Origin of the sequence: Xanthomonas translucens pv. undulosa, from assembly GCF_017301775.1 — a bacterium.
Lineage (GTDB): Bacteria > Pseudomonadota > Gammaproteobacteria > Xanthomonadales > Xanthomonadaceae > Xanthomonas_A > Xanthomonas_A translucens.
In genome coordinates, this window is record NZ_CP063993.1 from 101,589 (window position 1) to 114,241 (window position 12,653).

The 12,653-nt window shown below is 65.8% G+C and carries 11 protein-coding genes; 3 read left to right on the top strand and 8 right to left on the bottom strand.

Going from position 1 to position 12,653, the window contains the following annotated elements:
* The first annotated feature begins 30 nt into the window (after window positions 1-30).
* Complete coding sequence (locus ISN38_RS00485; RefSeq protein WP_206712005.1) at window positions 31-1,311, top strand: phospholipase D-like domain-containing protein; 1,281 nt, start codon at window positions 31-33, stop codon at window positions 1,309-1,311.
* A gap of 247 nt (window positions 1,312-1,558) precedes the next feature.
* On the opposite strand, the gene ISN38_RS00490 is transcribed toward ISN38_RS00485, so the two are convergent.
* Window positions 1,559-2,512 carry a TauD/TfdA family dioxygenase gene (locus ISN38_RS00490; protein WP_058358676.1) on the bottom strand — a complete coding sequence of 318 codons (954 nt, stop codon included), beginning with the start codon at window positions 2,510-2,512 and terminating at the stop codon, window positions 1,559-1,561.
* A 198-nt stretch (window positions 2,513-2,710) separates the two neighbouring features.
* Here ISN38_RS00490 and ISN38_RS00495 point away from each other — a divergent pair, with 198 nt between their 5' ends.
* Both ISN38_RS00495 and ISN38_RS00500 read left to right on the top strand, forming a co-directional pair.
* On the top strand, window positions 2,711-4,294 hold the full coding sequence (locus ISN38_RS00495; protein WP_003468465.1) for an MBL fold metallo-hydrolase: 1,584 nt from the start codon (window positions 2,711-2,713) through the stop codon (window positions 4,292-4,294).
* Window positions 4,295-4,451: 157 nt separating this feature from the next.
* On the top strand, window positions 4,452-4,853 hold the full coding sequence (locus ISN38_RS00500) for an MBL fold metallo-hydrolase (RefSeq protein ID WP_003468467.1): 402 nt from the start codon (window positions 4,452-4,454) through the stop codon (window positions 4,851-4,853).
* Window positions 4,854-5,088: 235 nt separating this feature from the next.
* Here the strand turns inward: ISN38_RS00500 and ISN38_RS00505 are convergent, their stop codons facing one another.
* From ISN38_RS00505 to dpgA, 7 genes are all read right to left on the bottom strand, one after another.
* Window positions 5,089-5,307, bottom strand: coding sequence for an MbtH family protein (locus ISN38_RS00505; RefSeq protein ID WP_003468470.1), 219 nt, complete (start codon window positions 5,305-5,307; stop codon window positions 5,089-5,091).
* 98 nt (window positions 5,308-5,405) lie between these two features.
* The gene (locus ISN38_RS00510; protein ID WP_003468472.1) at window positions 5,406-7,121 is read right to left on the bottom strand and encodes a cyclic peptide export ABC transporter; all 1,716 of its coding nucleotides are present in this window, start codon (window positions 7,119-7,121) and stop codon (window positions 5,406-5,408) included.
* A 76-nt stretch (window positions 7,122-7,197) separates the two neighbouring features.
* A complete protein-coding gene (gene dpgD / locus ISN38_RS00515) occupies window positions 7,198-7,995 on the bottom strand; it encodes an enoyl-CoA-hydratase DpgD (RefSeq protein WP_230839166.1) in 798 nt (265 codons plus the stop codon).
* Window positions 7,992-9,338, bottom strand: a complete 1,347-nt coding sequence (locus ISN38_RS00520) for an aminotransferase-like domain-containing protein (protein WP_155616925.1) — start codon at window positions 9,336-9,338, stop codon at window positions 7,992-7,994. The genes dpgD and ISN38_RS00520 overlap by 4 nt, the downstream gene beginning before the upstream one ends.
* Window positions 9,335-10,612 carry a (3,5-dihydroxyphenyl)acetyl-CoA 1,2-dioxygenase DpgC gene (gene dpgC, locus ISN38_RS00525; RefSeq protein WP_047324914.1) on the bottom strand — a complete coding sequence of 426 codons (1,278 nt, stop codon included), beginning with the start codon at window positions 10,610-10,612 and terminating at the stop codon, window positions 9,335-9,337. The genes ISN38_RS00520 and dpgC overlap by 4 nt, the downstream gene beginning before the upstream one ends.
* Window positions 10,609-11,352 carry an enoyl-CoA-hydratase DpgB gene (gene dpgB / locus ISN38_RS00530; protein WP_038237601.1) on the bottom strand — a complete coding sequence of 248 codons (744 nt, stop codon included), beginning with the start codon at window positions 11,350-11,352 and terminating at the stop codon, window positions 10,609-10,611. Before dpgB ends, dpgC begins: the two co-directional genes overlap by 4 nt.
* Window positions 11,353-11,392: 40 nt before the next feature.
* A complete protein-coding gene (gene dpgA, locus ISN38_RS00535; protein ID WP_003468490.1) occupies window positions 11,393-12,487 on the bottom strand; it encodes a 3,5-dihydroxyphenylacetyl-CoA synthase DpgA in 1,095 nt (364 codons plus the stop codon).
* Window positions 12,488-12,653: the final 166 nt, after the last annotated feature.

Consider the following 12,653-nt stretch of genomic DNA (forward strand, 5'->3'; position numbering starts at 1 on the left):
ACTTCCCACGTCATCGCAAGGACTCCCAACGTGCCTCTTTCGTCCCCCGTCCGCGCGTGTGCTGCGCGCCGCTCCCTGCACGCCGCCCTGACCTGCCTGCTGCTGTCGGCAGCGACCGGCATCGAGGCCCGGCCGCAGCCCTCGCAATTCCAGATTGTCGAAAGCGTGCCCGAAGCCAGCGTCTTCGGCGAGCCCGGGGTGCCGCGCACGCAGCAGACCTGGCTGGCGATGATCAACGGTGCCAAGCGCCGCATCGACATCGCCGCGTTCTATCTCTCCGAAAAACCCGGTACCGGCCTGACCCCGGTGCTCGACGCACTGGCCGCCCGCGCCCGCGCCGGGGTGACGGTGCATCTGCTGGTCGACCACAGCTTCCTGGCCAAGAACCCGGACAGCGTCGCCTGGCTGGGCAAGGTGCCGGGCATCACGGTGCGCGTGCTGCCGGTCGATACGCTGACCGGCGGCGTGCTGCGCGCCAAGTACATGGTCATCGACGACGCCAGCGTGTTCGTCGGCAGCCAGAACTGGGACTGGCGTGCGCTGGAGCAGATCCACGAGATCGGCGCGCGCATCGACGATGCACGCTTCGCCAAAACCTTCGCCGCCAGCTTCGCTTTCAGCTGGCGCCTGGCCGACGAAGGCAATCTGGCCAAGGCGCAGGCGCGCGGCGTGCAGCCGCCGGACTTCGCCCCGGCCACCGCCAGCGATCCGGTGCTGCTGGACGCCGGCAGCGACGCGCCGCTGATCGCCTTCCCTGCCTTCAGCCCGCCGACGCTGCAACCCGCGTGGGTCACCGCCGAGGAGCCGGCCCTGGTCGAAATGATCCGCTCCAGCCGGCATGCGCTGCGTATCCAGGTGATGACGCTCTCGGCGATCCGCAGCTTCGGACCCGAGGGCTGGTGGGCGCCGGTCGACAGCGCCATGCGCGATGCCGCCGCGCGCGGCGTGCAGGTGCACATCATCGTCGCCGACTGGGCGCTTCGCGAACCGATGCAGGCGTATCTGAAAAGCCTGGAGGTACTCCCGAACATCACGGTGAAGTTCAGCAGCCTGCCGCCGGCGCCGGAAGGCTTCATTCCATATGCGCGCGTCGAGCACGCCAAGTACGCGGTGGCCGATGACCGCAGCAGCTTCATCGGCACCGGTAACTGGGAATGGGGCTACTTCAACACCGCGGTGGACGCCTCGGTGTTCGTCAAGGGCAAGGGCCCAGCCGAGACGCTGACGCACATCTTCGACCGCGACTGGAACGGCCCCTACGTCACCACGCTGCAGCCGGGCCAGGACTACAAGGCGCCGCGCACCGAGTAGTCCCCGGCACCCGGGCATCGCCCTGATGGCGCGCGCGTGGCATGTCATCGACAACCACGTAGATCTACACGGCACTTGGGCTGCTTGGCGGCTGGCTGGTCGGGAAGTGGTGGCGCCGTTCGGCGCACGGATACCAGAACGCCAGCTGCGCGGCCTGCTGACGGCGTTAGAAGGCCCGGCAACCGAGCGGCATCTCACGGCTTAGCAGCAGTGCCGGATGAACACAGCGCTGAAAAGACCGCGAGAATTACCGACTAGGCTCCATCAACGCCGCGAACACGGCGCGAGATCCCTTGTACGGCTTGCGACCGTGAGCGAATTTCATGTTGTCGAGCAGCAAGACATCGCCAGGCTGCCAATGAAACATCAGAGCCTCGCTAGAGAAAGCCTGTTGGATCCGCCGCAGATCATGCTCTGAGATTTCCGTGCCGTCGCCGAAGCGCGCATGCCTTGGCAGCTTGTCGGCGCCAAACATGTTCATCATTGCTTGGGACTGTGCGTGCCCCAGGCTGGAGACATGGAACAGGTGAGCCTGATTGAAGAAGACTTTCTCAGAAGTTGCGGGATGGAAAGCGGTGCCCTGCGCCCGATTCGAGGTGCGAAGCAAACCGTCGGCGCTCCAGTGGGAGGAGATACCGTTATGCGCGAAATATTCGTCGACCTTCGATCGATCTTCTGTTTGGAATACGGTTTCCCAGGGAAGATCGATGTTCGGGTGGTAATGGCGGATATATTCGATCCCCTTTTCTTCCATTCGCTCGATCAGTTCCTGGCCAATGTTTCGGGACACCTCGCCCATAGGGGCGATCGGGGTTTGTCCGCCTTCAGTCGGCGCTTCGATGCAGCAGAACGCCAATAAGAGTGGCCACGTCGTGTGGTACGCGCATTCGTTGTGCATCGGAATTTCAAGACGCGCTGGATAGTTCGTCGCGGTGGATACCCGGTGCGTTATCTCGGTCCTTGGCGTGGACCGATAGACGTATTTATACTGTTGTTGCGATACGCTTTCGACAAACTCATCGAATTGTTTTATTTCCGAGACCTCGAAGCCGCGCAAGAGAATAGCGCCATGTTCGTTGAGTTCCTGCCGGTAGCGCGGCATGTCTGGAACGATGACATCAAGCAGCGAGTGCCGCCCGCCCGTCGGTGAGATGATGGTTGGCCCCTTTCTGTTTTCAAATAACGGGGAATATTTGAGCATATGTCCTCTTTATCGTTAAACGTTGGGGTGTCTTGCCTTGGCGATCGCTATTTTCAGGGACGCACTCGCCTTTGGATATAGATCTGCCGCGCATTGGCGCGCTGCGGCAAGTCGTTGCCACGATCAGGCAAGCGTCAGTCCCGCCTGGGTCACAGACTGCGATTCATCATCGCTATGCCCTGCATGGTCGCTACCCTAATGACATCCCCCTGCTTCCGGCTGTCCGAACACGTCCGCCTGCTTCCGCGTATCAATGGCTGGTTCGCCCATCCGTATCTGATTTCGCCGCTCACCTTCGGCCTGTATACCGAACATTCGCATCTGGCGATGATGGAGTCGTTCCTGGAGGATCCGGAACAGCACCGTGCGGCACTGCGCGAGCCTGACATGCGTGGCGGCCCTTTCATCGACCATGCCGGCGATGTCGCCGATATCCGCAAGCTTCGCGATCAAACTCTGCAACGCTGCGCGCCCCAGCTGCGCACCGCCGAGGCGATCGTCGCGCTTTACCAATTGCTGCACAGCGAAGCCAAGGGCGCCGGCCTGGCTGGGTTGTACGGCAAGATCGATCCGCTGATCCGCGACAAGCTGGAGATCTTCTACGATGTCAGCAAACAGCCCGGCGTGCGTTTCATGGAGCGCCAGTTCTACGCCAGCAGCGCCTACGATCCCGGTCTGCAGACCGCAGTGCTGGAACCGGTCAGCGAACAGGAGCGCGCGTTTGCGCTGAGTACGCCGCAGTTGCCGTCGGCAGCCGGTTCGCTGGAGTTGAGCGTGCCCTTCGCCGATCCGTTCTGGGACCAGCTGTGCGGCGGCATGCCCGACGCCGATGCCCTCGTCGACCTGATCTTGCGCCACGCGCCGACCGGCACCACGCGCGCGGAGGCCCTCGCTCTGCTGACCGATGCGCCGCTGCCCGAACACCCGGCACCGGAAGGCGTGCGTGTGCGTTACTTCGGCCATGCCTGCGTGCTGATCGAAGGCGCAGGGGTCAGCATCCTGATCGATCCGCTGATCAGCTATCCGGGCGAATGCGCCATCGACCATTTCACCTTCGACGATCTGCCGGCCAAGATCGATTATCTGCTGATCACCCATCCGCACCAGGATCACGTGGTGATGGAAGCGCTGCTGCGGATCCGTCATCGCGTCGGCACCGTGGTGGTGGGACGCGCCGGCGGCGGCGACTTGCAGGACATTTCGCTGAAACTGTGCCTGGAGCAATGCGGCTTCGCCAACGTGGTGGAACTGGCCGACTACGAGGAACTGCGATTCCCGCAGGGAAGAATCGTCGGCGCGCCGTTCTACGGCGAACATGCCGACCTGGATATCCGCGCCAAACTGGTCCATGCGGTGGAACTGGACGGCAAGGTGTGCGTGCTGTTCGCCGATTCGCGTCCGCCGATGGTGGAGTGCTACGCGCAACTGAAGGCGCTGTTCCCGAAGATCGACTGCATGTTCCTGGGGATGGAATGCGTCGGTGCGCCGGCGACGTGGCTGTACGGCCCGCTGCTGCAGAAGATGTTGACCCGGGGCGAGGACCAGTCGCGCCGCCTGGATGGCTGCGACAGCGCGCTGGCCAGCGCGTTGCAGGACTTCTTCCTGCCCGAACGGCTCTACGTCTACGCCATGGGCGCCGAACCCTGGGTCACGCACATCACCAGCATTCTGTATTCCGAAGATCTGCCGCAGTTCCGCGAGGCGCGCCAGTTGGAGACGACCGCACGCGCGAAAGGACGCCATGCCGAACTGCTGTTCGGCCGCTGCGAGATCACGCTCTAACCCACGCACAACCCATGTCCGAGACACTGCGCGCCAATGCCGTGGCGCGCCGGCCCCGAGCAGCACGCCCAGGCGGCGCGCGACCCGGCACTTCGTGCTCGAGGAATTGGGCCAGTTACTTGGAATCGTCGCGTCGCAGCGCCCAGGATTTGCGACGTTGTTCGACGCTGCGCCGCCGGCGCAGCGCCATCGTCCGCCCGCCGGGTGTGCCCTGCCCCGCTACACCCTGGCCGAGCTGCCCGAGCCAATAGACTACGTGTTGATCACCCATGGCCCCAGCAACCATCTCCGTCCGGATACCTTGCTGCGGCTACGCAACCGGATCGGTACCGTGGTCGTGCCGCATAGCGCCGACCGGCGCCGGCAGGACTCGTCGCTGAAACTGATGCTGCAGGCGCTCGGGTTCGAGTGGGTCATCGCGCTGCACGAGTTCGAACGCATTGCGTTGGAAGATGGGGCGATTACCGCATTGCCCTTGCTCGGCGAGCACAACGATCTGGGTATCCAGGACAAGGCCGGCTATCACTTGCGCATCGAGGGCCGCAGCGCGGCGTGTTGAATCATGTGCTGGCGATCAACCAGTCCGGCAACCCCTGGGCCTGCGCGAGGTCGATCGGTTCGTTGCCCATTGCCATGCGCGCGGCATCGATGGCGAGCGTCTGTTCGCGAGGAAGGACATGACCCTGCCCTCGTCCTGAGCCTGGACAAGCGGGCCAGCCGCTCTTTGCCTTTCCATCCTGCCGCCCTGCCCTCCCGACGACATGCCGTCATCAGGAGGGAGGGCAACGCGGCACTCAGTGTCCCGCCGCTGCCATGGCGTCGCGCAGGCTCTTCGGACGCATGTCGGTCCAGTGCTCGTTGACATAGTCCAGGCAGGCCTGCTTCGGGTTGGGGCCGAACACCACCGACCAGCCGTTCGGCACGTCGGCGTAGTCCGGCCACAATGCGTATTGTTCTTCGTGGTTGATGACCACGACGTAGATCTGGTCTTGCTCGTCGTCTTGGATCGACATCTGTACGTCCTCCGGTGGGGATGAGTGGCGGCGTGTTGCACGCATCGGGCGATGCGCGGGGCGCCGGCCGCAGGTTCGACGCGCCCCTGTTCTTTCGATCAGGCCCCCGGCGGCATGCCGGGGACCTGCAGTTCTTCCAGCGCCGGCCCGCGCAGATCCGCAGGGCACTGCGCTTTGCGTGTCGGCTCCGGCCCGACCAGATGCCCGTAGTCCAGCGTCAGCACATGGTCGGCCAGGTGCCGGTAACCCTGGTCGTGGGTCACCAGCACCAGCGTCTTGCCGCGCGCGCGCAACTCGGGCAACAAGACGGTGTAGAAACGCTCCCGAAACGCCTGGTCCTGGTCGGCGGTGAGTTCGTCGAAGATCATGACCTCGCGGTCGTCCAGGCAGGCCTGCACCAGGGCCAGGCGTTTGCGCTGTCCCTGCGACAGATCCACGCTGGCGAACACGCCCGCGGCCTGGTCGAAACCAACCTTGGCGGCAATGTCCACGCGCTCCAGCCAGGCATGCACCTGTGCCGGATCGGCCGGCGCGGCGTCGGCCCCGATGGCGTGCTCGAACAGCATGAAGTCGAAGAACACCGCGCTGAACATCGCTCGGTAGCTGGCCAGCGCCAGACTGGTCCCCAGTTCCTGTCCATCGACGAGAATGCGTCCCCCGCTGGGACTCAGCAGACCGCTGAGCAGCAGCAGCAGGGTCGATTTGCCGCTGCCGTTGCCACCGGTGACGAACACCGTTTCGCCGCGCCGCAAGGTGAGGTCCACGGGGCCGAACTGAAAGTGATCGCCGTTGTCGCCGGCATATCGATAGACCACCTGCTCCAGGCACAGCGTGGTCCACGTCGGCGCCATGCTGGCCGGTGCGGCGGCGACCGCTGCCGCCGGCGGCGCGGACGGCGCATCGTCCAATCCCACTTCGCGCAGGTGGCGTACGCTCGCCGATGCGCTGCCGACCTGGGCGCCGAGATCGAACAGCGCATTGAGCGGGCCGCTGATGAACAGTCCGGTGATGACGAACTGCAGGATCGTGGCCGAAGGCAGTTCGAACAGATAGCGCCCGGCCAGGATCGCTGCCAGCACCCAGCCATAGCCGATCAACTCGGCGCAGGCATCGCTGATGCCCCAATGCATGCTGGTGTCGAACTGGGTGCTGCGTGCGCGCTCGATCGCCGGCCGAAGCTGCGCCTGGGCGAAGTGCCCGGCCCGCGCTGGCGACAGGGTCAGTTCCTTCTTGCCCTCCACCAATGTGCGCAGCAGGCCGTTGAGTGTTTCCTCGGCCTTGCGCATACGGTCGAAGGCCGGACCGGTGAAGCGCCGGGTGACGTAGAACAGCACGCCAGACAGGCCGATGAAAGGCACCACCACGGCAAACAACGGCAGCGACACCCAGGCCAGGTACAGCAGCCCCCCCAGCGACAGCAGGCTGTTGGTCAACAGCACCGGCCCCATCTGTATCATCTGCGCCAGGCGTCCGACATCGCCGATCAGCGCGCCGAACACCGCGTGCTTGCGGTGCATCAACCGTTCCAGCGGCAGCTCCAGAAAGCGCGCCGACAAGTCCGCGCGCAGGTCCGCCATCAGTCCGCTGCTGACGCGCGCCGCCAGGCGTGCCGACAGCAGGCGCACGACGAGAGCGGCGCCCAGCAGCAGGCTGCCGCGCAGCAGCGCATCGCGCATATCGGCATGCAGCGCATTGGTCGCGGTGGCGTTGAGGTAGTCCAGCAGCAGCATCGAGGTGCCCGCGCTGGCCGCCGACAGCAGCGACATGCCGGCCAGCATGCGGGCATGACGACGCAGATAGCGCTTGATCAGCATGGCATCTCTTCTTCGCCGATGGTGGAGGCAGTTCCATCGGCCGGCATGCGGCCGCGCGCCGCCGGCGTTGCCGCGCTCATCGGCCGGACCAGCGCGGCGCGCGCTTTTCCACGAACGCCAGCGGCCCTTCGCGGCTGTCCTGGCTGTGGCGCCGACGTTCCTCCCAGGGATAGCGGGTGGCGAAGGCATCGGCCAACGGCAAGCATGCCGCCGTGGCCGCCGCCTGCTTGATCGCGCGCAGCGACAACGGCGCGCACGCCAGCAGATCGGACAGCCAGCTTTCCACGCACGCATCCAGCTGCGCGGCCGGCACCACCTCGTTGACCAGCCCCAGCGCCAGCGCTCGCGCCGCGCCGATGCGCCGGCCGCTGAGCAGATAGCCCATGGCGGTGCGGTACGGCAATTGCCGGGTCAGGCGGAACACCCCGCCGGCGCCGGAAATCAGGCCGAGCCGCGCTTCGGGCAACGCGAATTCGGCGGTGTCGGCGGCGACGATGATGTCGCAGGCCAAGGCCAGTTCGAATCCGCCGCCCAGCGCCAGACCGTTGACCCGGGCGATCACCGGCTTGCACAGCTCGAAGCGTTCGGTGAGGCGTGGCCATCCCGCCGCACCCTGGCTGCCGAACGACGAGGACGGCGCGCCGTTGGCAAGCCGCGCTGCCAGTTCCTTCAGGTCCTGACCGGCCGAGAAGGCGCGCTCGCCGCTGCCGCTGAGCACGGCGACCCACAGCGTATCGTCGTGCTCGAAGCTGTCCCAGGCCTCGGCAAGCGCGGCATGGGTGGCCAGATCGAGTGCGTTGAGCACCGCCGGGCGGTTCAAGGTGATGCGGGCGACATGGCCGTCGCGTTCGAACAGCACCGGCATGTCGTTCATCCGAGGACCCGCGGGTCGCACAGGAAGCGGCGCAGGCGTCCGACCCCGTCGTCGATCTGCGCATCGGTGAGATAGCTGCAGGACAGGCGCAGGCTGTGCTGGCCACCGTCGTCCACGTAGAACATGCGCATCGGCGTCCACAGCACGCCGTAGTCGCGTGCGGACAGCTCCAGCAACGCCGCATCCACCGGTATGCCGAGGTGCATGCAAACGAAGAAGCCGCCCTTGGGTCGGTTCCAGCGCAAGCCCGGATGCGCGGCGGCCAGATCGCCGAGTTCGCGCTGCAACGCTGCCAGCAGGCAGGCGAGCTTGCCCTGGTAGAACGCTCCGCGATCCGCGCCCAGCGCAGCGAGCGAGCCGCCACTGCCCAACAGCATGCCGGCGGCGATCGCCTGGCAGACCGGCGAGGTATTGACCGTCACCATGCTCTTCAGCGTGGCTAGGGCATCGGCCAGCACCCGCGGCGGCCGATCGGCCACGCACTGATCGGCGATCACGAAGCCGACGCGGATGCCCGGCAAGGCGATCTTGGCGAAGGTGCCCATCTGGATCACTCTGCCAGTGCGATCCATTGCCTTCAGCGACGGCACGCCATGCGCGTGCGGAACGGTGAAACCATAGGTATTGTCTTCCAGTAGCCAGAAATCGTACGCGTCTGCCGCATCGAGCAAGGCCTGGCGTTGTCCACGATCGAGCAGACTCCCGGAGGGATTGGAGATATCCGGAGCCACGTACAAGGCGCGCACCCGGCGGCCCTGCGCGCGCAGTTCGGCACAGGCGCGATGCAATCGATCCACATCGACGCGGCCATCGCGCTCGTCGATGCCGAGCAATGCGATGTCGAGCGCACGCGCCGCGCCCAGCGCGCCGACGAAACACGGTTGCACCACCGCCAGGACGTCGCCGGGCGCGGCGAACAGCGCCCGCAGCACCAGAAACATCGCTTCCTGGAAGCCGACCGTGACCACGATGCTCGACGGCGCGATCTCCAGTCCCTGATCCTGGCGCAGCGCCTGCGCCAGCAGCGCATTGATGATGCCGCGGCTGGGGCCGTACTGGAACAGGCGACGGCGCACCTGCAGCTCGCTGAGGCCCTCGGTCCGCGCCAGGTGTGCGAGATAGGTCTGCAGGTGGGCGCTCAGGTCCAGCGGTTCCAGCAAGGCCGGCGCCGGTGCGCCTGGCGCGAACGAAATGGCGTCCGGATAGCGGTCGATCACCTCATTGAGAAAATCGATCGCTCCCAGTACCGGCTCGCCCAGGCTGGGATGCAACTCACGCGGGTCCAGCGTCGCCAATGCCGGCGGCTGCAGATCATCCAACGCGGCGCTGGGGTGCACACTCATGCAGCCCACCGCTGCCGCAGGCGCGCAAGCACGTCGTCGGCATAGATGCGGCTGCACTGCACCAGGACGAACTCGGTCATGTAGCGACGGAAATCCTCCGGCGATTCTTCCGCCACGCACAGCATGCGCCGGTTGGGTGCCACCGCTTCGCTGCGCATCTGCTGCACGGCCCGGGCGATCGCCGCGTCCATGTCGCCGGCGTCGACGACTTCGTCGGCCAGGCCTGCGGCATCAGGCTCCTCGGCACGGATCACGCGTCCGCGCAGGATCATGTCACGGGCGATCCGATTGCCGGTACGCAGACCCAGGCGTAGATTGGCCGAGCCCGGGACGATGCCCTCCTTGGCCGCAGGCAACACGAAATAGGCCTCGCGTTCGGCCACCACATGGTCGAACACCAGCAGCAATTGCAGGCCGCCACCGATGGCGAAGGCGTCCACTCCAGCGACCCAGGGTTTCTCGATGGTGTGCTGGCGCGCATCGGCGCCCGGCCAGTACAGACCGCGTCGGATCTTGTTGAGATAGGTGAACTCGCGACCCAGCAGGAAGTCGACGAAGGAAATCTTGCCCTGGTGCAGATGCTGCAGGTTGATGCCCGAACAGAACACCCGCCGGCCAAGGTACTTGGGATGCTGCATCGGGCCGCCACGCACCACGCCGACCATGACCTCATCGTCGAGCAAGGCCAGATCGACCGCCACTTCCATCGCCTCGACCAAGGCGTTGTCCTCGGCGTTGAGACCGGTCTGGTTGGCGACGGTCAACCAGGCTGCGCCATCGCGGCGTTCCACATGCACAGGGCCGATCTGCACCTGCGCTTGGCTGCGGAACTGCGGCAACAGTTCAAGCGCGCGTGCGGTGGGCCGCAGCAGGCTTTCGATGAGATGGTGGCCGCACTCCGGCTGCCGCAACACGCCCCACAAGACGATGCCCTGTTCGATCTCCCAGCCTTCCTTTTCCGACTGGATGCAGGTGCGTTCGTGCGCCCATTGCGCCTGGCTGGGCAGCAGGCCAGGCACGAGCTCGGCGGCAGCGTGCAAGACTTCGTCCAGGCGTAACGCCAGGCTCCGCTCCCGGGTCAGCGTCGCATACAGCCAGTCGCCGTGGTGGCGCATGAAATCCATGCGCGCGGCCCGGCAACGCGCATGTACGGCGGCGGCATGCTGGGCCTGCGTCTGATCGCGCAGCGCAGGCACTGGCAAGGCGGCGAGCGCCTGTTCGGACCAGACCGCCAATGCCTGCAGCTCCGCCATGCCGTCTGCCAGCAGTTTCATGCCGACACCATCTGCGCCGGAGCATCGTGCCCGCATTCGGCAGCTGCATGCTGCAAGGCACGCAGCTGGCGGCGGCGCAGCTCCACGTCGCAGGCGGCCAGATGCTGGCCCACGGCCTGTTCGTAGGAATGGGCGGCGCCTTCGAGCAGCAACAGGCGCCGACTCGGCAGCACCTGCACGTCGACGCCGGCCAGCGACGCCAGCCAGGCGACGATCGCGCCCTGGCCATCGTCGCTGACCTGATCGACCACACCCAACTGCGCCATGCGCGCGCAGCACAGCTGCGTTTGGAACAGGAACACCGCACGCGCCGCGCCCATCCCCAGGCGGGTGCTCATACGCCGCATCGCCATGCTCGGCCATGCGGCTTCGCCGCTGTGCACGCAGATGCTGGCCGTGGGCGCGGCGATGCGCTTGTCCACCGCCAGCAGCAGGTCCAGCATCCCGGCCGAACAGGCATTCTCGATCCAGGCCAGCGACAGACCGTCCAGGCGTTCGAAGCGGCGCATCGCCTTTTCCCAGCGGTTCACCAGGTCCAGGCTCACCGCTCCCGGCCAGCACGCCGCAGCCGGCGGCTTGGCCGTCCCACGCAGGTGCAGGATCAGGATCGCCGGTGTCGCGGCGTCCTCGACCTCATCGCAGGCGTCGGTGAGCCGTTGGATCTGTTCGTCGTTCAGCGCGCTGGCGGCGTCGATATCCAGATGCACGAGATGCAACACGGGGCTTGATGGATCGCTCATGAAAAGTCCGCAGGGGTCGATGATCGGAATCAGGCGTGGTTTACCAGCGCAGCAGTGCGGTCTCGATCGACGAGCCCGGCCCCATCGTCATCATCACGCCCCAGTCGCCAGGGCGAACCTGGCCCTCGTCGAGCAAGCGTGCGTAAGAGAACAGGAACGAACCGCTGGACATGTTGCCGTGTTCGCGCAACACGTCGATGGTGTGGCGCATGTCGTGGCTGGTCAGCATCAGGTTGGCCGAGATCGCGTCGATGACCTTGCGTCCGCCCGAGTGCACCAGCCAGTGGGCGATGTCGCGGCGGCGCAGACCGGTTCCCTCGAGCAGGCGGTCGACCACGGTCGGCGCGTTGGCACCGACCACGTACGGCACGTCCTTGTGCAGACGGAAATGGAACTTGCCCTGCGCCTGATCCCAGACGAAGCGCATTGCGTCCAGTGCCTCGGGAATCACCTGGCTGGCGAACTTGCACACGCGCGGCCCGCCATGGCCCTCGGCGCTATCGGCGATCACCGCCAGCGCCGCGGCGCCGTCGCCGAACAAGCTGTTGACCACTGCCGTCTCGATTCCCTCGTCGTCGACGTAGGCCGCCGAACACACCTCGATGCATAGCAGGATCGCGAGTTTTCCCGGATTGGCGTTGGTCCAGTTGACGACCGAGTTGAAGCCGTTCAAGCCGGCGTTGCAGCCCATGCCGACCACATCCAGACGCACGCAGTCCTGACGCAATCCCAGGCGCTGGATCAGCAGCGAACTGAAGCCGGGCGTGAGCAGCCCGGTGGTGGTGACGCAGCACAGATACTGCACCTGGTCCAGTTGCGTCCCGATCGATTGCAGGCAGCGGGTCAATGCGTGCTCGCCGATCTCCAGGCCGATATCGCGATGCTTGTCGAGCAACTGCGCCTGCGTTTCGCACGGCGCCGCGCCTGTGTCGTCGCGCTGCGGCAGGACCAGGCTACGCGAGTCGATACCGTTGCGCAGGAACACCAGGCGCCGCCGCTGATCTTCGATGCCGAAGCGGTCCAGCACATCCGGCTGCGAGTAGCGGCTGCCAGGCGTTGCGGTACCGACGCCACGAATGCGCGGCGCGGTGGATGGCGGTGCGTCCGTCGATGCAATAGCCGCATTGAAATTCATGCGTATCCAGATTCCAGCGTTGCCCGGGATGGATCGCCAAACGATCAGGGCGACAGCGATGCAAAGCATGGTGGTCGAGGCCCTGTCTGTGTACTTGCTCGTGTGCGCCGATCAGTTGCCTGTCAGCGTCACTGGACATGGCGCGCACGCGACACCGTGCATCGGC

Bases quoted from the DNA above. Each gene is read 5' to 3' on its own strand.
- ISN38_RS00490 (WP_058358676.1), bottom strand. From the start codon at position 2,512: ATGCTCAAATATTCCCCGTTATTTGAAAACAGAAAGGGGCCAACCATC.
- ISN38_RS00495 (WP_003468465.1), top strand. From the start codon at position 2,711: ATGACATCCCCCTGCTTCCGGCTGTCCGAACACGTCCGCCTGCTTCCG.
- ISN38_RS00505 (WP_003468470.1), bottom strand. From the start codon at position 5,307: ATGTCGATCCAAGACGACGAGCAAGACCAGATCTACGTCGTGGTCATC.
- ISN38_RS00510 (WP_003468472.1), bottom strand. From the start codon at position 7,121: ATGCTGATCAAGCGCTATCTGCGTCGTCATGCCCGCATGCTGGCCGGC.
- dpgD (WP_230839166.1), bottom strand. From the start codon at position 7,995: ATGAACGACATGCCGGTGCTGTTCGAACGCGACGGCCATGTCGCCCGC.
- ISN38_RS00520 (WP_155616925.1), bottom strand. From the start codon at position 9,338: ATGAGTGTGCACCCCAGCGCCGCGTTGGATGATCTGCAGCCGCCGGCA.
- dpgC (WP_047324914.1), bottom strand. From the start codon at position 10,612: ATGAAACTGCTGGCAGACGGCATGGCGGAGCTGCAGGCATTGGCGGTC.
- dpgB (WP_038237601.1), bottom strand. From the start codon at position 11,352: ATGAGCGATCCATCAAGCCCCGTGTTGCATCTCGTGCATCTGGATATC.
- dpgA (WP_003468490.1), bottom strand. From the start codon at position 12,487: ATGAATTTCAATGCGGCTATTGCATCGACGGACGCACCGCCATCCACC.